Genomic DNA, 22,055 nt, shown 5'->3' on the forward strand with positions numbered 1-22,055 from the left:
ATATCAACTTTGAAAGAACTTGTACGTTTGTCCTTGTTCACTTTGGTATAAATTTTTTTGATTCAAGTATTGCTAGTATACGTTGGTGCTCTTGCTCAGTTTTTAAAGAACAATGTGAACAATCAGCAATAACCCCTTCAGACCTATCTTTTATTCGAACACCATTAGCGTTTGGCTTTTTTTAGAACCAGTACCAGAAGTTGTGTTTTCATTTCAACCACACTCAAAATTGCAAATTTTTGTTAGTTATTCAACTTACACTGCTATTGTATATAGAACATTTCAAAACGTAAACCAAACTTGAAAAAACTTCTAAAAACTTTCTAATGCAATATTTACAATTTATCTCTCTCCTCAACACAGAATATTCAGTTTTCATAAAAAATTATTTTGTGTATTTGATTTTAGTTTAAATTACCATATTGTATACCAGAATAAATTTTACTGACAACTAAACAAAATATAGCAATCTTCCAATTGGATTACAATTGGAAGATTGCTATATTTAATATCTATTATGATTATTTTCTATAAATAGCATCTAATCTATAATAAGAAGGCTTCCAATAAGAGGACTCTTCAATAAATTCTTTTTAATATTTGTTATTTACTTCTTGAACTAATTTCTTGTGAAAATCTCTACTTTTTGTCAAGGTTGCAACTTGTTTTCCACTAGCATCTGCTTTAATTGCATCATACATTATTTTTACACTTTCCTTAAAAATATCGTCAAATTCATCACTTACTCTTTCAGACCATTCCTTAAAATTCGTTTTTACTTTCTGATTTATTGGTGGTAAACTTCCATACCTCTTCTGACTAATTAATGAACATAGTGAAATTAAGAAGAAGTCACCAGTATTTAAGAAGGAATAATCATTTATATCATCACTGCCTATTTCTAAGTAAACCAGGATATCCGTACGTTTTTTATTACGTTTATAGCTTCTATAATCACTAATCTTATCCATTATTCGATTATATAATTCAAAAACAAAAGCCACTCTTTCCGCTGTAATATTTTTAAGAATAACTGCTAAATTCTTCTTCTCAAACAATTTTGCTTTATTTAATTTAGCTACAGGAGCAAGATTTTCATAAAAACTTGCTTGTAGCTGTATCGCAAGATCTAACTCTATTGACTTACTGTTGTTCACGCCTAAAATTTCAGTTTTTTCTTTTCTACTTAGTTGATTTTTTAACAATGCCAATTTATTAGCTTGTCTTTCAAAAATATATCCTAATTCTTTTAGATCTTCTTCCAATGATCTTATGATAGGGAAATTGGAAATTAGATAGCTATCTTTTATTTCCGTTTGAGAATTTAAATAAATAGAAATATTTTGTTTTACGACAGGATCTTTTATTTCTATTACCGTAACTTGAACAAACCCTTCTTTTAAACTCCCTTGATTCTTTGCTTCCAATAAACTATTCATAGTTTGACATCCATTAACTACCATAGGATTATCTATTTTAAGTATTTTTCTAGGATCTGCATATTTTACCTTTGGTGATACAATTACTATTCCATTATTATAAAGATGAAAATGCATTACATCTTTACTAGATGCTGTTTCAATTATTCCCTTATTAAATTTATTCTCTACCCCATGAAATAATCTAACATTTTCATCAAAAATTATATCCTGGTGTTTTTCACACAGCTCAGCAAGTTCTGTCAAAGATGCATGAATAGTATATGAATTGGAATCTTCATCTAACATAATTCCTGTACTAGACCCATACTGCTTTAGTTCAACAGTATATTCGTTTTTCATCTTACTTTTCTCATACAATATATCTGTAAGACGGATTTTATCTAGTAAATTCCATTCTATATCATTGCCAGTTCCTTTAATTTTTTCTATCTCAGCTTTTAATGTGTATTCTGCTGTTTCACTAAGTGAATCAGTATACGACACAAAAGTAAGTTTGAAACTAAAAATATTACTATCCAAAATTTCCTCAACTTTTGATCTTAAATCCTCATTTGCATTTTCAGGTATATTTCCACTGGAACAAATGTTATATCCTCTTAAAAAGCTTGCAACATCTTCTTGTGAAATCTTCTTTAGTATATTTTCTTCTTTATCTGGAAATTTAAATTGGTATAGATTCACTACTTCATTATCATAATCAATAATAATAGCATCCACTCCCCAATCATTATGCCCGTCTGTAATAGATTCTCCAATTACAGACGAGCTGATACCTTCAATATAATAAAGATACCAATGAGCAAATGCATGACTTTTCTTCTGGTAATTATTCCCTTCCATTATTTCCTCAACTTGACTCTGAATTCTATTATAGTATGAATTATACATCCCATGATATTCTTGAAATAACGGTTCTAACAACTGAATCCCTCACAAACATTATAATTTTTATCATTATATTATCATATTTTGGATAATTTTTCTTATTTTTCTCACCAAGTTATATGTATCACAAAGTTACATGACATTAGTGACACGGTTACTGTTCTATATTAATTACGGCAGGGAGTTTTTTAGCGTCAGCATCCGCTTTATGATCAATGTCATACCGTTAAGTTTTTTTCATTTACAACTAATTTCACATGATCAGCAGAACGCTTGGTACACCTAGATTTCCAAAGGTAAATTAACAATTGAATAATACCCCTGGATATTTTGCAAAGTGACGTTTTCTGACGGACTGTATCAAACTTTTTATTGTTTATAAACTAAATAATTATTTGTCTCATTCGAAAATGACAAATTTTTCGTTATTGAGCTAACCAAAAAGTATAATCGACTAACCATTCAATAGAACGTGATAGTACTGATCAGCTATACGTATATTACGTTTAATTCGTAAAAAGGTCATAAGCCTCGCTAGCGCTCAGTTGAACCCTACCTAGATAGGCAGGATTCACACTAATATATATTATTTAATTGACTGCCACCAAAGCTGATAAGCTTTGGTGCAGACCGAACCGATGAACAGTTAGGCTTTTTAGGTGAAGATTATTACGTTCAAGATTAAAATATAATTTCTACTATAAAATAGCTACATTGCTTGGTACTGTAAGACTAACTGTATTTTTTCTGTGGTATCTGAAATACCGATATTAGCGTAAAAATGGAACTTAAATTGCCGGCATTGTACGTTATGATAACTTAAACACATCTATTTCAGATTGATCTGAACTTCCATCTTTTCGATATAATAGTAATAAATTCAACCTGTAAAGGGTAGCCACTTAATGTAGCTACCCACAAGTATTTAACCCTCTCTTAACTTTTGTACAGAATACGTTACTGCTTATACTACTAGTGCTTTCATTCATTCTCCCTTTAAATGCCGATTCTATATAACAAAATAATTTAATGTATTACAGAAGTCACGAATAACTTTTTTCTTTTGATTTTCTTCCTTTCCCTCCATACAGCATGGTAATCGTAACAATGATTATCTTCCCTATATAGTTTCTCAAAGTGTTCTTTCACCATTCTAATTTGATATTTTGCTTTCTTTACAACTTTACCCTTCAAGATGAAAGCCTGTTGGGTTCTTTAAACATTTCTTTCTGTCCATAACAATACGAAGCCCCTTAACCAGAACCTCTTCCCATGTTACCCCTAAAAGTGATATCTAACAAAATAGTAGCACACTGCTACCCTTTTAAGATTAGTCATTCAAATTATTTATAAATTCTTTAAATCCATTCAATCGTTTTCCATCGCTCGCTTCCCAGATACATTAATACACCTTAAACAACTAAACCACCAGTCTCACAAATCATTTTGTAAGGATTATCCTTTATTTCTTTAGCATTAAATTAAACATTTTGCTTCTCTCCCTTTTTCTCTTATTGGTTAAATTATATAATACTTGTATAAAGAATTGGTCTACTAGGAGGAGACTCATGGAAAAATCTAAAAAAATATAGTTTATGAAGTGTCGCTTGAAATAGAACATACGGGTTCATGCATTATTACTAGTCGTACCATTGTTAGTTACCCCATTATTCTTGCCAATTTGAAAAATAAATTATTTATGAAAAAACTCATAAATAACTTTTCATTTTCAAAAAAGGAAGATCAAAATTTAATAGGTGATTATATTAATAAATCAACAAAAAATGGAACATCCCTCGTAAAGAGTTATATGAAGCCGCATTAATTAGCAAATCTTATTTTTATAAGATAATAAAAGGAGATAGTCATCCAAGTAGGAACATCATTATCCAATTAGCATTGAGTTTAGGGTTAAATTTAAATGAAACTAATTTACTTTTAAAAAAGGCTAATTATAATGAACTTTATCTTAGAAATAAAAGAGATATGATAATCTAATCTGGAAAATAACTCTAATTTAATAGACGCTAATGAAGAATTGGAAAGCTTCCAGATAAATTTACTGGGGGCAAACTACGAAGAATAGGAAGACTATCTAAATTAAGAAATGATCTACACTGAAAATAGTATCTAGTAATACTGAAGGCTCTCATCCATTCTTAATCTCTTGAACCAGTTTCTTCATTTACTTTAAAGAGGTGGAGAGAAAATAAGCTAGCCTTTTGTACATCCAAGCGGGGATGCTTAGAAAAATACTTCCTTTTTTTCATCACTTTATTTTGTCTTACCCAATATAATTGCTTAAGTATTAATATTGACCTTACTCTATTACAAATAAAAATTGCACCCTTCAATTATCCACTAATCCAAGAAACAGGATAATCGATATTTTTTGTTGAGTATCTATAATAAAAACTAGATTTTCACTCCTATATAATATTATCATAACATCGTAATATGATATAATATTGTTGTACAGCGGAAAAATAAAATATCTATTCAACTAGATATTTTATTAATAGATTAAAGAAGAAGCAATATAGCTCCATATACATCCCTTCAAAAGACAATTCATTTTAATTGTTTTATTCATTTTCCGTAGTTTTTACTCTATAAAATTTAAACTATGTAAAGGAAGATTTCTTTAAAAAAATTAATAAACCCGCTAATTTGTACTTTCATATTACTTATAATAACTAGTGTACTATAAGTAATACGTAATAAATTATATGAAACAGGAGTTAATATCATCACATGGACTTAACAAACATTTTTCAAACTTTAAATATTACATATTACGTTGCTGCAGGCCTACTATTATTAAAAACATGCACAATACTTAAGGCTTCTAGTATAGAAAAGCTTTTTTTCAATCAAGAGAAAATTTTACTTATCCAAATACTTCATATTATTATTTTCACAATATTCATAACACCAATCACGATATTATATTTCTATATATTTTCTGATAGATCGTTAAATATATCGGATATTAATGAAATTATAGGCTTTATTATAGTTTCACTTTTAGTAAGTACGATACTTGTGCTTGAAATATACATCCCTTACCTTTCTGATCCACTAGGTAAAGATGCATATTATATTAAACAAGATGATGATTCAAAAATATATCTAATAAAAAGTCTAAATAAACTTGAAATTTTAGGCTATAGTCACCCACGTTTAAAGAAAATAGACAAAAATAACCCTAACAATAACTACACAAGAATTCTAAAAAAAGAAGACGTAAAAAATACTGTGATATTTAGGGAACGCTATCAGGATAGTTTATTAGATAAAATTAAAAAATGGATAAGTTAATTATCAAAAAACTATCAAATTTATTTATAACTCTATTTACAATTTATTAAAAGCAGTATTAATTGCCCATTAAGTATTAAACTACATCTAACACTCAATGGGCAATTTTTTAGTTATTTCTTATGTATTAAATCATATATTGAAACACATTACTTTATGAAAAATACGGATTAACTCTTTCCTTATTCCAAACTAGTTATATTATTCCTTATAATAAGGATATACATATTTCTTAATACACCTCAAGGAGGCATTTATTTTGAACTATGGCTGGGCTGGAACTATTGAACAATTTAAAGAATTAGATTTAAAGTTTTTCATTAAACAATTGCAATATCATGTTTATAACACCAATGCAAATGATCCCAAAATAGCTTCTCAAAAGAGAGCATGGATTAATAGTTACAATAAACTACAAGATTTATTTAATCGATTTCCTAATTTAGATGCATCACTTATTTTTGAATATGAGATTTTACGCGGAGGTGGCCGTCGTCCAGATATACTTTTATTAATCAATGGTTATCTAATAGTCATCGAATGTAAAAGTTATAATCACGTTTCACCTTCTGAATACATTCAAACATCGCTTTATATGCGTGATCTCCAGCATTATCACTCAGCTATTCAGCAATCTAACATGCAAGTCATAGGTGTTCTACTGCTTACAAACTATGAAGGTGAACGATGGGAATTCCAAAAAGATTATCAAGTAACCCTTTCAACAGTTGATGGATTGGAAAGTATTATTAAACGAATATTAGATAAAACAGAAGTACCAACGTTGACGCTAGAGGAAATAATCAATGGTTTCTATGAACCTTCGCCTTCTATGCTTGAAGCTGCTCGTTCAATTTTACATAATGAACCACTCCCTGACATTAAAGCAATATCAAGCAGTAATTTTCCAAAAGTACAACAAACTATACGCACAATTATTCAGGAAGCACAAAATACAAATACCCATCACTTAATCTTAGTATCTGGTGAGCCAGGAGCAGGTAAAACATATTTGGGACTGACCATTGCACATGAAATGAAAAATGCAGTTTATTTATCTGGTAACGGGCCATTAGTAGACGTATTACAAGATACGTTGAAAAATAGAACGTTCGTACAAGGTCTATATGGATATAAAATGGATTTTCTGGAAAAGAAAATGATTCCAAAAGAACAAATTATCATTTTTGATGAGGCACAGCGAGCATGGGATACAAAAAAAGTCGACCAATCACTCACTCGAAGAAAGCGAGAAACCCAACACTTAAGTGAACCGGATATTATAATGAATATTACGACACATAATAAGCCGTGGAGTGTAACAATTGGCTTAATTGGGGAAGGTCAAGAGATCTATTCTGGGGAAGAAGGCGGTCTCCCTCTGTGGAATACTGCGATCGCTGGAAAAAACGTTAATGTTCACTCAAAACACCCTAATTCTGTATTTACAAATGCAGCACATTATAGAACTCATTCTCAGCTACATTTAAACTCATCTTTCCGTGCTCATGCAGCTTTAAAATACTATGAAATTATTAATACTTTATTAGATGTTAATTTTGAACAAACGAAACAGCTTATTCATAACCTACCAAAGGAACATTATCAGCTTTTTATTACGCGTGATTTAGACAAAGCAAAAATCACTTTAAATCAGCTTTATCAGGATGATACAAAAACAGTTGGTTTCGTCTGTGCTGGTGGCGCCGATCGTCAAAAAGAAGTCCCTGTTCTACCACGAGATGAACGATATGAAAGGCCTAGTAAGATCGCTCAATACTTTAACTATCCCGGGTCTCAATACTATTGTAAAACCCTCAACTACAGCTCAACTGAATTCCAAACACAGGGACTTGAACTAGATATGACGCTCGTTCATTGGGATGATGATCTTTATCTACAGAATGGGGCTTGGAAGGGGCAGCACTATCAATGTGGTGTCGAAGATCCGTTCCAAATTAAACTCAATGCATATAGAGTTATTTTAACAAGAGGTCGAGATGGAACAATTATTTACATACCACCAAAACCCATTCTAGATGAGACTTGGAACTTACTTAAAAATCAATTAAAAATCCCTGAATTAATGTTTTAAAATCTATAATGATAGACTATATTCTAGATTCCCTCAGAATATAGTCTATTATTTTTCTATTTCACAGCAACCAGGGAATTAGTCTTAAAAGACTTAAAACATTTGACTCTTATATGATAATAACGTTCTTTTAGAAGGGGTTTTCAAGAAAATATTGGTTAAAACAAAAAAAGCCGCCTCGATTAAGAGCCGGCAATTTCCTTAAATAATATAAATAAAGGGAGACTAGCATTCAATGAATATAGGAATACATTTTCACGCTCCAGAAGATGAAAACTTTAATTTGTCCATATTAAAATTACTAGAACTTTTTTAATTCTAACAATTTCATTTGGCAAATAGATACTGCCGAAATATACCTAAAAGACTCTGATGGTAACTTTACATTTGAACAATTACTCGGCGACGAACGTTCCATAACTGAAAATAAGTTAAAACAAACTTTAATAAACAAAAAATACTTTTTAGTCTTCTTAACAATGTGTGCTTTTCCTGACATGAAAAAGAACAGCCCAACATGGATAAGAACAGCATCAGATTTTAATACTAGTGATTGTGAATTTTTATTGAATATAGTTGATGGTTTTGATATTAGTATTTTATGTAAAGATGGGCACTTACTTCAGAAGTTACATCAACATGTTCAAGACCTAGGTTATTTAGATACTAAGTATTTAACAGAACGTACTGCAGGAACTTTTTAACTAGATCTTAAAAAGAAGGATTCAATACTCCTATTAAATCCTTCTTTTCCATTACTCACTACTTCACATATACATAATAAGAACTAGCTGTAATATAGAACACATTACCTCTACTATTCTTCACTTTATATTGTGGTGAACCATTTACAGATACTTTATCAACGATAGTGAACCCTAAACCTTCACCGATAGTTCCTACAACATCTCTATCAGCCCAGGAAGCTTTTGAATAGAATCGTAAGTCATTCACTTTAGAGACTACACGTTTTCCTTCCACAGATGAAGATTCTTCTTTATAGCGAATGTATGATGAATCGTTATAAACCCACTGATTCCCTCCAAGATTTAACCAGTTTCCTACTTTACCCCAGACTTTATATGATTCACCCTTTTGTAGCTTACGAATGACATCATTGTTTGTGGATGGTCCAGATCGAAGATTTACATTTAAACCATCGATATAAGCTACTCCTGTTACATCCGTTACACTTTCAGATGGTTGTTGTGGTTTTACTTCCATAGTGACAAAATGACCATTATACGCCTTTAAAACATCAGAACGGAATTGAGCTTCTGATACACCATGTGAAGCAAGATACCCCTGTGGATCCTCATGATCTGTACCGCCTAATTTGTATGTGATATCTTTATGAGTCCATAATCCAACACTCGGATGGATATTTCTATCTTTTAAAATTTTCGCAAGTAACTTTATATATCTTTCATATGATTTTTTGAATTTAATTGGGTCACTAGTCTCAGAAAGTTCTACATGTACAAATCTAGCATTTGCCGCTGGACCTGCACCCCATGCACGATATTTAGTAGAAGCGATTTGAATTGTTTCATCCCAATCCGTTGCATAATGAACGAATGCATTTCTCCATGTTCTAGCTTCATAATTTCTAATATTGATAGCAGGTGCTTCTGGTGTCGCTGTGGAATGTGCTACTACTCCCTCATATGCACCCACACCATATCTGTATCCTTGCTTAGGTAAATCTGGAATAATCATTTCTCTATCTGCAAAAGCACTTGCGGAAGAAGAAAATAAAATAATACACATGATAAATAACGCGCTACATTGTTTCATTAATTTTTTCATTTCGTATTTTCCCCTTTAATATTTGCATAAACAAAAAGAGCACCTCAATTGAGACTGCTCCTTTTGCTATCATTTTTTATATTTGTCTTTATTTAATTTTTTTCTTTTCTAGATTTTGATCTTCTAATTTTCGCTTCAATTTCAGAAGATACACTTTCTAACAACCAAGTAGGAATCCATTTATCCCAGCCAATCCGTACACAATTGGCTGTAAAGCTATTAAAAATATGATAAACTAAACCACCCGTTACCATAAAAAAGAAAAATTCTGGTAGTTTAAATGCAATATCAAATAAATGCGCTAAAGAAGGTAATAAAAAAAGCACCACAGTTCGTGCAATGCCCTCAATTCCATATTGTGATGAATACGTACCATCTAATTTTGAAGCCTTACTACCAGTTATCCAATCTAATACAACTACCCATACCAAAATGATAATCCAAATTAAATTAGATTTACCATATAAAAAATTAAATATAGTTCCCAATCCACCACTAATTACAGAAGCAACTTTAAATTGGGTGGTATTAATAACATCCAGTACATTTAACGTTTTTACAAGTTCATGAATCCGTTCCAAACTTTCACCCCCCTTTTTACACTTCAAAGCAAAATAAAAAAGCCTGCTTTGGCACGCTATTGTATAAAAGATTTACATATTCATTTTCTTCCACGCATACTCTAGTGGTTCAGTTCGTGGTGGCTTCATTACTTCTTTTTCAGAAGTTTTGCTTTCATTTCGGGAGAAGTTGAACATAACCCCTTTGCGTATAGAAGTTTTCCTAACCCCTGTAAGATACATGTCACTTATTCCTAATTTTGAACCTTTACGTATTTGTGGTTTACGTTGTACGGTTGGATACAGTGTTTTTGGTTGAATTACTATGCCTTTTATTGTCATAAAATCACCAGCCTTATTCTACTCTTAATGCAATGTTAAACTCCGGAAATGAACTCCATACATTTGAGTAGTAGGTGTTAAATAATTTATATTTCTGCACTTCTTCATCTTGAGAAATTTCAACTATATCGCCAGTGACAAAATTTGAACCCCTATATATGTAAACGCCATCAAATTTTGCTCTTAATCCATCTACGTTATCTCCCATAAAAAATGATGTAAATATTATATTCCCTTCTAAAGATGGTGCCCTTAAAAATACCTTATCCCAAATAAAAATAGGAACAGAAACATTTTTTAATCCCTCATATATAAATTTACTCCTAGCAGCCACCAGTGCTGAATAAGGGTCCCATTTTGGACAAGTGCTCACCAATACACTAAAAGGAGAAGATATAGGTGTGAATTGTTCTTGTTGATATTGTTCATCTGGAATACCAAATAATCCTATTACAGTCTTCCCTTTTCGTTCTGGAAGATTATCATCGTTTTCATAAACACAATAAATAACAATGTCTTTATCAACGTATAAATATAGATCCACCATAGCAATCACTTTACCAATAGAAGTAACATTAGTGGAGTTAGTTGTTTTCCCTTGATGAAAACATAATGGATAGAACGAACCAGGTCCTCCAAAAGTAACATCTTGCTCTTTATCATATCGTTCAATTAATCTAAAGGTTGCATCGGTAAAAGTACAACTAGGATTTCTTATATCATAGCCCTTATATGTACCTGCTATAATATCTTTGCTACTTGCAGTGGCGACATCAAATGGACGTAATTCTATAGAATGGTTCTTCATACCATCGTTACCATTTGAGTACATAACATAAATGGTATCCTTTGATGGTGCAGCAGCATTTAATTGCTGCCATCCAGCCTTTTTCATTTCATCAATAATCTTCATAAAGACTTCTCTTCGTTCTAGTCTGTGTAACTTACAAATTTTATTGGTCATTTTATATATTCCTCCTTAACTTAAACGTATTGCTTTCATGGAAATATTAAAAGTAGAGTTTGCTACGCCCCTATTTTCTATATAAAGATGTACCTTGTTTGTATGATCTTTATCCTCACAAGGAATAGCCAAAATATCATATGTTCTTTTTTCTGATAAGCTTTTATAGATTTGATTCCCATTCTCTTTTTGATCGTACATAAATAACATTGCTTCAACGTTTGAATCATTTATAACTTGAATGGTACGAATATCGTATTTGTTACAACCTACATCCAGCGGAGCATATAGAACTTTCCCTGGTTCAATTGTAATTTGTACATTCCTCTCAATAAGGATTGATGGCGTAATCTCACTTTCCGATGTATATCTATATAATTTCATTACAGTTCCCATATTGTATTCATCTCAATTATGTTTTAGATGAACATTAAAATAAATTGGTTCAAATGTTAGGAAATTTGTATCCTTCACAACCTTTACCCAAAAGTCACGCGTACTTTGTGCGGCTATTGAATCAATCTGTATTTCATTCAAATAGTTAGTACCATCTAATGAAATAAGTGCCCAGGTGTAACCAACTTTCTTCATATATTGCTGGATTGATAGTTTTATATTTGTAGCAGCACCAATGTTATCATTTACGATAGTCATTTTTACAATCCGCTCATTATTCAACATGTAGCCTAAATTCGTTGGATCAGTTGTATTTAATTCTTCGCTATTCATTTTGATTTGTAGGGATGAACCCATACAATACATATCTCCACCATAGAAGGTACCTTGTTTCTTTGCTAGTAGTTCGTTTTCCTCATCATATATTTCTATGATTCCCTCAAACTCTAAGGAAGGAAGTAAAATATCAATGCCTGTATGAGCTGCAGCTACGATGTTAGTAGAAAGGATATTATCTGCAGTATCTTTTAATACAACCTTATAATTTTCATATAGCTGGCGCAGACGCAACATGTTACTCGTTGTCATAATAATTTTATTGATGTCTAGCGGTACAAATCCCTCTGCAGTTCCTCTTTTTAAAACCACACCTATTCGTTCAGCTGATAATGAATCGTTATTCGCATAATCAAAGAATGTATCTGTCTTTATGTAGAAGTCCCATTGGTCTTCCTTACATATTGCCATCCACTCTGTATTGCTTTGAGAACTATTAGCAGAATAGGATTCCAGGAATTCAACCCTATTCTTTTCATTTTGATAGATTAGTAAGCCGCCTTCATCTCCTTCTTTTGTAGGAGCATAATCCGCAATAACTTGGATTGCAAAGTTACTTTGTGGTTTATCAATTAATAGCAGTACATCTTTATCTGCAGAATGATTCATCCGTAAAAATCCTGGTTTAACCACGTTGTTAAACGCAGTAAATGGAGACATTAGCCATTTTGGATTTAAGGAATCAAAATCATTTACAAATATTTTTCCACTTTCTTTTTCGTATAAGGATACTTTTGGTTTTTTTATTACATCTTGTGAAATCAATTCGCCATTCTGAATATCAACAGCATCAAATATAAAGGCTGGTGTGGAAACTTTAACGGTATGAACTCCATCTTTCAAATTTAATTTTTGGAATGCTAGTCCTTGAATGGCGTAGGTTGGATGATATCCTTTAAAGGTTTCAGATATACCGTCAATTGTTATAGTTGATTCTACGTTAAAAGCAGGGGTATTACTCAAAGTAGCTATAAGTCGAATACCAGTTCCTTTAAATGTGAATTTGAATTCGGCAGCTGCGCTATTAAGAGTGTCCTTAACATGAAGCGTCTTATTATAATTATCTAATGGATTATTAGTTGATATTATCCATGGACCGGCATAACTAATTAATGGATCTGCATCATCAAACCGTTTCCAACCAGGTTCGGGTTCTTTTAGTACATCACCCACTTTAGCGGGAGTGATAAGAAATCCGTCTGCATCAATGTCGAGTGCATCGAAATTTATATTGATCCCTGACAATACAACTGTATGAAAACCCTTAGTTAAATTAATTTTTTCATATACTAATGATTGGAATTGCGCATCACTTCGCTTATAACTAAATGTCTCCTGGGGTTGATTGTCAATTGTAATATTTCCTCTGTCGTATGAGGTGGATAATAAACCTATAATTCGTAAACGTGTCCCGTAAAACTGGAATTGTACAGTTGCTAAATCTTTATTGCTTGGACAATAGTGTGTAGAACCACCATAGTAATCAGATTTTGTATTCACACCCCATGCTCCGGAATACTGGAAATTAATATCTGTATCGTCAAATCGTTTCCAACCGGGGTCTGGCTGTGTAAGTACATCCCCGACTTTAGCAGGAGGTTTTACAATGTCTCCACCTAAGATATCAAATGCGTCCATATTCATTTTTGTACCACTTAATTTAATCTTATGGACACCGTCATTCAATCCTGTCTTTTCAAAAAGTAATGTCACAAATGTAGTTCTAGGCAGATTACCGATAGCCTGAGCATACTTCCCGACAGCTACACCATCAATTTCAACAGATACATCAGGCCAGTCACCATTGTTATACAGGCTAGATACTATTCGAATACCTGTCCCTTTGAAAGTGAATTGTAATGAACCAGGACTGTCAACAGTTCTAAAGTTATTTGTCTTATTATAGTAGTAAGCAGCTTTGTAACTTACTGCCCAACTGTCTCCGATATAAGAAATAAGCGGATTAACATCATCTACTCGATTCCAACCTGGTTCGGGTTGAAGTAATTGGTCCCCTATTTTTGCACTTAAATCTGCATAATCAATAGCAGATAACATTGTATAAAGTTGCTTATCATTTGAACCATCAGTGAAACCACCATAAGATACCTCTACCTTATGGGTGCCTTTAGGTAGGTCTAATTTCTCAAAACAGACCCTAAACATTAATGTATTATTTGAAATTACCGAGCCTTTAATCCAATTCCCACCATTTATTCTTACTTTTATGTTATAACGATGTGCTCCATAAGCCGTTTGCATTATTCTAAAAGCTGTTCCGGTAAATACAAATGAAAATATATCATCATTTGTATTTTGGGGTCCATAAAATGTAAGCCAACAGTTTTCTATAGAAGGATTATCATTTCCACCTACTATAGACCAACTAGCACTTGGGTATGTATCCGTATCTCTTACACCTTGAAAAAAAGTGTTAACGTTATCGAGTTGGCAATACTTGCGATTCCATCCAGATTCCGGTTTCAGTAAACTATTACCTAATTGGGTTGTTGCCATTCTATCACCTTCACTTTATCTCGTTTTCTTCCAGTTTGAATTTGTCCACCAAGATTGGCGGCTATGACGTAGCCATAACTTCGGATCATCATTCTCTTTTTCGATAACTATTAATTCATCTGGTTTTTCTGTATCAAGTACTCTCTCCAGTTTGAATTGTTCAGTATCCTCTAGAACTGATTCTCGTTCTGGTTTGCGTTCAAATCGCTCATATTCCTCTGTAACACTCTCTAATTCGTGTTCTCTATCAAATGTATCTGATTCGCTAGTAACAGCTTCTACAACATTCTGTCGCTCTAATAATTCATATTCACTAACGATTGCATATTGTTCAGATTCTCTTGCTAAATCTATAGTTTCAATTACTTCTTTATCAGCTGGTGTGATATCAGAGATAACTCCGCCTTCAAATTCACGTATACCAATAAAGGCTTCTTGTTCTGTAATAAGAGCTTGTTGTGTATTTTGTTTATAAGATTCGTCTAAATTGATACATTGAGCATCTAAGGTAACCGGAACGATGTTGGAATCTACTTCTTCATTTACTATAGTTATAAGTTCCTTTTCTACTTTTTCGGATACCGCTGTTTGATCTATTTGCGTTTGCATTATTCGTGATAGTTTAGAAGCATCTTCAAAAAGCGTAATGCGTGTTTCTAGTTCCTTGTGAATACGACCAAACAAATCAAATTCAGGCAGGTATACAGGAATCCCTATACCTTCAAATAAATCAAATTCTTCTATGGAAGCCGGTAATTCTTTTATTGTTTTATTAGCAATAACATCATGGTCTTCTATAGTAATGAGAATATCTTGTGCTTTTAATACGGATGAAATGCTTTCAGATACATCTACAAGTACTGGCGAATCTTCCTTTTCTGCACTAATTAATTCAATTACATCCGCTTGCGATTCATTTAATAAGCGATCAGCACCGTCTATATGTGCAATATTTGCAGTTGATTCGGTTAATCGTATAAATTCCTCTTTGCTGCTTTCTATCACTTCAAATGTATTTTGTATTTTTAGTGCAGTGGTACTTGCAGCGATATCTTCAACCGATAATATACGCGAAGTAATTTTACTTTCTTGTGAATTTGTAACTTCTGCTGTAAATACATTTTCTTTGCAGATACTTGTTTCGGTAAGTCTTGAACAATATTAGTACCCTATCGGAGAACGAAGCCGTAGCAAACGAAAATAAGAGCAATAGAGTCATAGATAATGAGCTAAATAGTTTCAATGTTTTTTCATTGTGTATATTCCCTTTTTAGCCAAACAAAAAGAGCACCGTCTTTTGACAATGCTCTACTTATGTAAGGCGTGTATTTTTTTCTGTTTTTCTTTTCTTGCATCAGACCTTTGGATCTTTGCTTGGATTTCGGATGCTATACTTTCTAACAACCATGCAGGAATCCATTTTTCCCAGCCGATTCTTGCACAGTTTGCAGCGAAGCTATTAAAAATGTGGTAACTCAATCCACCGACTACCATGAAGAAAAAGAAGTCAGGTAGTTTAAGAGCAATATCAAACAGATGTGCAAGAGCCGGTAATGATAAAAGCACTACGGTTCTCGTAATGCCCTCAATTCCGTATTGGCTGCTGTATGTTCCATCTAGCTTTGAAGCCTTACTACCAGTAATCCAGTCTAACATGATACTCCAGCAGTAGATTCCAATCCAAATTACATTCGCCTTACCATATAGCAAATTAATTAACGTCCCTAGTCCTCCGCTTATAATGCCACCCACTTTAAATTGAGTACTTGTAATGACATCAGATATATTCAATGCCATAATGAGTTCTTGAATTCTTTCCAAGTTCTCACCTCCTTTCAATTTTTGGCCAAAATAAAAAAGCCTGCTGCTGCACGCTTGGATTCTCTTGTTTACGTATTTAATTTTTTCCATGAATGTTCTAATGGCTCTTGTCTTGGCCGTTTTATGTCATGATTTTGTTGGTTATTAGGTATTTCTATTTTAGGTAAAAATGCCCCCTTCCGTGTATGTGCATTCCTATTGGCTACAGTTAGATAATTACGTAATATCATTCCTTTAAAAGTAGCCATAATCAAGAAACCCTTATTACAATATCTGATGGTAACGAATAGGTGTTGGCCACATTACTAACACAGGCTAAATATCTATATTTTTGTATCCCTTCATCGGTTGGAATTTCAATGAAGTCTCCTTGAGATAAATTCGTTGTTCCGCTTAAATAAAATATTCCATCTAATCGTCCTCGGACACCTTCATCCTTAGTCTCTACAAAAATAGGAGACAAAATATATGATTTATCAATTGTCGGGTTCTTCAAAGGCGTAAAATAACTTGTGGTGGACCTATATGGTTTAGTTGAAGAAGGAAATGATTCAGGACCCGCAAACATCCATCCTTGATTTTGAGCCGACACAGAACTAGTAGTTGCTCCAGAGAAAGCTGTTGATGCTGCATATATTGCCCTTGTAAATGGTTCATGTGATTCTTTTAAATACAGGTCATCCGGAACGCCTATATATGAAACAACGTTGTAACCGGATAGATATTCTGGTGCAATTGTAGCAACAATAACACGTTCTTTATCCGCAAAAATGTATAATTCAAAAATCGCATCCTTATCATAAGTTGGTCCTTTTCCCTTTGTAAAACCGGTGTTATATCTTCTACCAAAAAACCAGCCTAAAGGATTGGATTCAGTTATATTTATCCGGCTATTTGAGTTTTCGTCGTAACCTTCAAAAAAGCGAAAGAATGGATCTGCGTAGTCTGATTTTCTAATATCATAACTAGAGTTTGTTGACGGGGCAGATTCAGAATTTCTTCCATCAAACGGGATAAGTGCTAAGAATATATTTTTCTTATTATCATTACCATCTGAATACATATCAAAAAAGTTATTTTTAGAAGATGCTCCTTTATTTTTTTGTACCCATCCAACTCTAAGCATCTCATCAATAACTGTTTGGAATATGTCTTTTCGTGCAACTTCAAAGCGATTGAAAATTTTATTTGTCATTCTACATCTTCCTCCTTAATTTAAACGTATTGCTTTCATAGAAACATTAAAAGTAGAGGTTGCTACGCCCCTATTTTCTATATAAAGATGTACCTTGTTTGTATGATCTTTATCCTCACAAGGAATAGCCAAAATATCATATGTTCTTTTTTCTGATAAGCTTTTATAAATCTGATTCCCATTCTCTTTTTGATCGTACATAAATAACATTGCTTCAACGTTTGAATCATTTGTAACTTGAATGGTACGAATATCGTATTTGTTACAACCTACATCCAGCGGAGCATATAGAACTTTCCCTGGTTCAATTGTAATTTGTACATTCCTCTCAATAAGGATTGATGGTGTAATCTCACTTTCGGATGTATATCTATATAATTTCATTACAGTTCCCATATTGTATTCACCTCAATTATGTTTTAGATGAACATTAAAATAAATTGGTTCAAATGCTAGTAAATTTGTATCCTTCACAACCTTTACCCAAAATTCACGCGTACTTTGTGCGGCTATTGAATCAATCTGTATTTCATTCAAATAGTTAGTACCATCTAATGAAATACGTGCCCAGGTATAGCCGATTTTCTCCATATATTGCTGGATTGATAGTTTTATATTTGTAGCAGCACCAATGTTATCATTTACGATTGTCATTTTTAGAATTCGCTCATTATCCACCATGTAACCTAAATTCGTTGGATCTGTTGTATTTAATTCATCGTTATTCATTTTGATTTGTAAAGATGAACCCATACAATACATATCCCCACCATAAAAGATAGTTTGTTTCTTCGCTAGTAGTTCGTTTTCTTCATCATAGATTTCTACGATTCCTTCAAACTCTAAAGAAGGAAGTAGAATATCAATGCCTGTATGAGCTGCAGCAACGATGCTAGTAGACAGGATATTATTTGCAGAATCTTTTAATACAATCTTATAATTTTTATATAGTTGACGCAGACGTAACATATTACTCTTTGTCATAATAATTTTATTGATGTCAAGCGGTACAAATCCCTCTGCAGTTCCTCTTTTTAAAACAACACCAATTCTTTTTGCTGCTAATGAATCGTTATCCGCATAATCAAAAAATGTATCTGTCTTTGTGTAAAAGTCCCATTGATCTTCCTTACATATTGCCATCCACTCTTTATTGCTTTGTGAACCATTAGCAGAATAGGATTCAAGAAACTCAATTTTATTCTTTTCATTTTGATAAATCAGTAAGCCGCCTTCATCTCCTTCTTTTGTAGGAGCATAATCCGCAATAACCTGGATTGCAAAGTTACTTTGTGGTTTATCGATTAAAAGCATAACGTCTTTATCTGCAGAATGATTCATACGAAGGAATCCTTTTTTTACAGCAATGTTAAATGCATTTGATGGTGACATAAGCCATTTTGGATTTATGGAATCAAAATCATCTACAAATATTTTTCCGCTTTCTTTTTCGTATAGTGAGACCTTAGATTTTTTCTCCAACTCTAAATCTAAATAGTCTATTGCATATAGAAAAGTAAAACGTCCTGTATTACTTCCACTTGCACGTATTGTCACTGTATGCTCCTTATTTTGTAAATTCAAATCTTCATAAACTACTGTAAACTTTGATGTATAAGCGGCAAGGTTAACGGTTCTAGAACTGCCATCAACCGTAACCAAAAGATATGCGCTTTTTGGTACCGTATCATGACCCGTAATAATACGAAATCCTGAACCAAAGAATGTAAAAGATAGCACTGGAGAAGGTACTTCGGAGGTTGCGTACCACGCACCTCCTGTTTCTGCATATTCATCACTACCCACAGCGAACCAGCCTTTCGAACCATTAAGGTTCACCCCCTTAAAGAAAGTATCTATATTAGCTGGTTGACAATTTTTTCTTATCCAACCACTTTCGGGGTTAGATAAAATTTTCCCGATACTCTTCATTTTCTCCACTCCTTATCTTGTTTTCCTCCAGTTTGAATTTGTCCACCAAGATTGACGACTATGACGCAGCCATAACTTCGGATCATCATTTTCCTTTTCAATAACTATTAATTCATCTGGTTTTTCTGTATCTAGCACTCTCTCAAGCTTGAATTGTTCAGTATCTTCTAGAACGGATTCTAGTTCTGGTTTGCGTTCAAAACGTTCATATTCCTCTGTAACACTTTCTAATTCACATTCCCTATCAAATGTATCCACTTCATTAGTCGAAGCGTCTATAACATCCTGTCGCTCTAATAATTCATATCCACTAACAATTGCATATTGTTCAGATTCTCTTGCTGCATCTACAGTTTCAATTACTTCCGTATCTGTAGTTATAACTTCTTTATCCGCTGGTGTGATATCAGAGATAACTCTGCCTTCAAATTCACGTATACCAATAAAGGTTTCTTGTTCTGTAATAAGAGCTTGTTGTGTATTTTGTTTAAAAGAAGCGTCTAAATCGATACATTCAGCATCTAAGGTAACTGGAACGATGTCAGAAGCTACTTCTTCGGTTACTATGGTTAGAAGTTCTTTTTCTACTTTTCCGGATACAACTGTTTGATCTATTTGCATTTGCATAATTTGTGATAGTTTAGAAGCGTCTTCAAAGAACGTAATGCGTGTTTCTAGTTCCTTGTGAATACGACCAAATAAATCAAATTCAGGAAGGTATACAGGAATTCCCATACCTTCAAATAAATCGAATTCTTCTATGGAAGCCGATAATTCTTTTATTGTTTTATTAGCAATAACATCATGGTCTTCTATAGTAGTAAGAATATCTTGTAGTTTTAATTCGGATGAAATGCTTTCAGATACATCTACAAGTACTGGTGAATCTTCCTTGTCCGCACTAATTAATTCAATTGCATCTGCTTGTGATTCATTTAATAAGCGATCAGCACCGTCTATATGTGCAATATTTGCAGTTAGTTCGGTTAATCGTATAAATTCCTCTTTTCCGTTTTCTGTTGCTTCAAATGTATTTTGTGTTTTTAGCGCATTGGTACTTACGGCAATATCTTCAACCGATAAAACACGAGAAGAAATTTCGCTTTCTTGTGAATTTGTAACTTCTGCTGTAAATACATTTTCTTTTTTTACAGATACCTGCGTATCAGGAAGAATAGACTCAAGTTCTTTTACAATCAGTTCGGAATTATGAATTTGTACGATATCAGCATACTGGTCATTTATTCTTTCAAATGTATAAGGTTCGCTGCTTTCTGTAGCAAATACATCCATATGTTTATTTGAATCCTCTATCATAATAGAATCAGCATTAAGTTCCTTCATCCGAATAGAAGAGTCAAAATCTATACGAGTAGCATCTATAATAGGCTCTCTTTCTGCAGTTGTTAAATCTTCACTTGGAAGTAGATCGGCATTTTCTATTATTGTCTTACGTTCAAAATCATGCTGTATTTCGATATTCGTTGCCAATTCTCTTTGAATTCTAGCGAACAAGTCATAATCCGGAAGATAAACAGGAGTGCCCATACCTTCAAACAAATCGAATTCTTCTAAAGAAGCCTTTAATTCATGTTCAGTTGCAAATGTTTCGTAATCATCTGGGCAACGAGTCTCAATGCTTTCTCGTTTTGTTTCACCGATATCCTCTGTGTTAATTAATGCATCGATAGTTGGGGAAACGATATTTGATACAGCGCCCTCGTTATATTCTCCCTGTATTTCCCTAGTTACAATTGAACTTACATCTTGATAAAATTCTTCGCCATATAGAATACGAGCGACTTTTACCCATTCTGGTAATTCATTGATGCCAGCCGCTACGAACTCACGTAATTTATTTTTCAATACATCCTGTTCTATGATTTGAGCTGCATCGTGTTCTTTGGTTATAAGTTGTGATTCATTTGCATGATGCACAACTGCGTCGTTTCTTTCATTTGGTCTTTCGCTCTCTACCCCTTCGATATGGTCTATATCGAAAATTCGTTCATGTTGTATGGATTCATCTGCAGAAATAAGTTGCACTGACATACTATCAGTACGTTTAGATTGCTGTGTTTCCATTTTGGCCACTTCAATAATACGATTCAATTCAAAATCAGTTGAGTCAGAAATAGAAGCATCCATTTCATTTTGTCTTAGTGCTTCTTCAATGACTCTGGATAAGATTCCCTTAGCTCGTACTTTCGTACCAGTGACTGCTGCATTATCTTCCCTAACCGCCTTGTGCCTTGCGTAAGGAGCGATGCAAATCGGATAATAAACATCATTCTTATTTTCTGTGTTTGCTGGAGTAATAGAAAAAGAGTAGGTTCTCTCATTTCTATTGGGTCCAGAACCAACTGTGACAACATGACTTTTTTCTTTGGTACATATAGAAGGGGAAGCAATAGAATAAACTTTTTCACTCATTCTTCTG

At 33.0% G+C, this 22,055-nt stretch carries 13 protein-coding genes and 4 pseudogenes; 3 read left to right on the top strand and 14 right to left on the bottom strand.

Annotation, left to right across the window (positions count from 1 at the left end):
- Window positions 1–593: 593 nt before the first annotated feature.
- Window positions 594–2,363 carry an AIPR family protein gene (locus QCI46_RS28750; protein WP_353842068.1) on the bottom strand — a complete coding sequence of 590 codons (1,770 nt, stop codon included), beginning with the start codon at window positions 2,361–2,363 and terminating at the stop codon, window positions 594–596.
- Between the two features lie 2,718 nt (window positions 2,364–5,081).
- Between QCI46_RS28750 and QCI46_RS28755 the strand changes: the two genes are divergently transcribed.
- The 3 genes and pseudogenes from QCI46_RS28755 to QCI46_RS28765 all read left to right on the top strand — a co-directional run bounded on the left by QCI46_RS28755 (window position 5,082) and on the right by QCI46_RS28765 (window position 8,447).
- A complete protein-coding gene (locus QCI46_RS28755; protein WP_098255230.1) occupies window positions 5,082–5,648 on the top strand; it encodes a hypothetical protein in 567 nt (188 codons plus the stop codon).
- Window positions 5,649–5,907: 259 nt separating this feature from the next.
- Window positions 5,908–7,743 carry a DNA/RNA helicase domain-containing protein gene (locus tag QCI46_RS28760; protein WP_353842069.1) on the top strand — a complete coding sequence of 612 codons (1,836 nt, stop codon included), beginning with the start codon at window positions 5,908–5,910 and terminating at the stop codon, window positions 7,741–7,743.
- A 235-nt stretch (window positions 7,744–7,978) separates the two neighbouring features.
- Window positions 7,979–8,447: pseudogene (locus tag QCI46_RS28765) on the top strand (DUF2691 family protein).
- A gap of 58 nt (window positions 8,448–8,505) precedes the next feature.
- On the opposite strand, the gene QCI46_RS28770 reads toward QCI46_RS28765, so the two are convergent.
- The 13 genes and pseudogenes from QCI46_RS28770 to QCI46_RS28830 all read right to left on the bottom strand — a co-directional run bounded on the left by QCI46_RS28770 (window position 8,506) and on the right by QCI46_RS28830 (window position 22,048).
- A complete protein-coding gene (locus QCI46_RS28770) occupies window positions 8,506–9,552 on the bottom strand; it encodes an N-acetylmuramoyl-L-alanine amidase (RefSeq protein WP_353842070.1) in 1,047 nt (348 codons plus the stop codon).
- A 92-nt stretch (window positions 9,553–9,644) separates the two neighbouring features.
- Complete coding sequence (locus tag QCI46_RS28775; RefSeq protein WP_309260422.1) at window positions 9,645–10,133, bottom strand: phage holin family protein; 489 nt, start codon at window positions 10,131–10,133, stop codon at window positions 9,645–9,647.
- Window positions 10,134–10,205: 72 nt separating this feature from the next.
- Window positions 10,206–10,454, bottom strand: coding sequence for a hypothetical protein (locus tag QCI46_RS28780; RefSeq protein ID WP_353842071.1), 249 nt, complete (start codon window positions 10,452–10,454; stop codon window positions 10,206–10,208).
- A gap of 13 nt (window positions 10,455–10,467) precedes the next feature.
- Complete coding sequence (locus tag QCI46_RS28785; protein ID WP_353842072.1) at window positions 10,468–11,418, bottom strand: hypothetical protein; 951 nt, start codon at window positions 11,416–11,418, stop codon at window positions 10,468–10,470.
- Between the two features lie 15 nt (window positions 11,419–11,433).
- Complete coding sequence (locus tag QCI46_RS28790) at window positions 11,434–11,814, bottom strand: DUF1998 domain-containing protein (protein ID WP_098230556.1); 381 nt, start codon at window positions 11,812–11,814, stop codon at window positions 11,434–11,436.
- A gap of 12 nt (window positions 11,815–11,826) precedes the next feature.
- Complete coding sequence (locus tag QCI46_RS28795; RefSeq protein WP_353842125.1) at window positions 11,827–13,788, bottom strand: hypothetical protein; 1,962 nt, start codon at window positions 13,786–13,788, stop codon at window positions 11,827–11,829.
- An 894-nt stretch (window positions 13,789–14,682) separates the two neighbouring features.
- Window positions 14,683–15,795, bottom strand: a pseudogene (locus QCI46_RS28800) (hypothetical protein); the annotation flags it as partial.
- 8 nt (window positions 15,796–15,803) lie between these two features.
- Window positions 15,804–15,971 (bottom strand): annotated as a pseudogene (locus QCI46_RS28805) (N-acetylmuramoyl-L-alanine amidase); the annotation flags it as partial.
- Between the two features lie 4 nt (window positions 15,972–15,975).
- On the bottom strand, window positions 15,976–16,488 hold the full coding sequence (locus tag QCI46_RS28810) for a phage holin family protein (RefSeq protein WP_353842073.1): 513 nt from the start codon (window positions 16,486–16,488) through the stop codon (window positions 15,976–15,978).
- Window positions 16,489–16,738: 250 nt separating this feature from the next.
- Complete coding sequence (locus tag QCI46_RS28815) at window positions 16,739–17,683, bottom strand: hypothetical protein (RefSeq protein ID WP_353842074.1); 945 nt, start codon at window positions 17,681–17,683, stop codon at window positions 16,739–16,741.
- A gap of 15 nt (window positions 17,684–17,698) precedes the next feature.
- On the bottom strand, window positions 17,699–18,079 hold the full coding sequence (locus QCI46_RS28820; RefSeq protein WP_071731731.1) for a DUF1998 domain-containing protein: 381 nt from the start codon (window positions 18,077–18,079) through the stop codon (window positions 17,699–17,701).
- A 12-nt stretch (window positions 18,080–18,091) separates the two neighbouring features.
- Window positions 18,092–19,249, bottom strand: a pseudogene (locus QCI46_RS28825) (hypothetical protein); the annotation flags it as partial.
- Window positions 19,250–19,627: 378 nt separating this feature from the next.
- Window positions 19,628–22,048: a hypothetical protein gene (locus QCI46_RS28830; RefSeq protein WP_353842075.1), complete on the bottom strand. Its 2,421-nt coding sequence runs from the start codon at window positions 22,046–22,048 to the stop codon at window positions 19,628–19,630.
- Window positions 22,049–22,055: the final 7 nt, after the last annotated feature.

The sequence above is a fragment of the Bacillus cereus group sp. RP32 genome (assembly GCF_040459735.1).
Lineage (GTDB): Bacteria > Bacillota > Bacilli > Bacillales > Bacillaceae_G > Bacillus_A > Bacillus_A wiedmannii.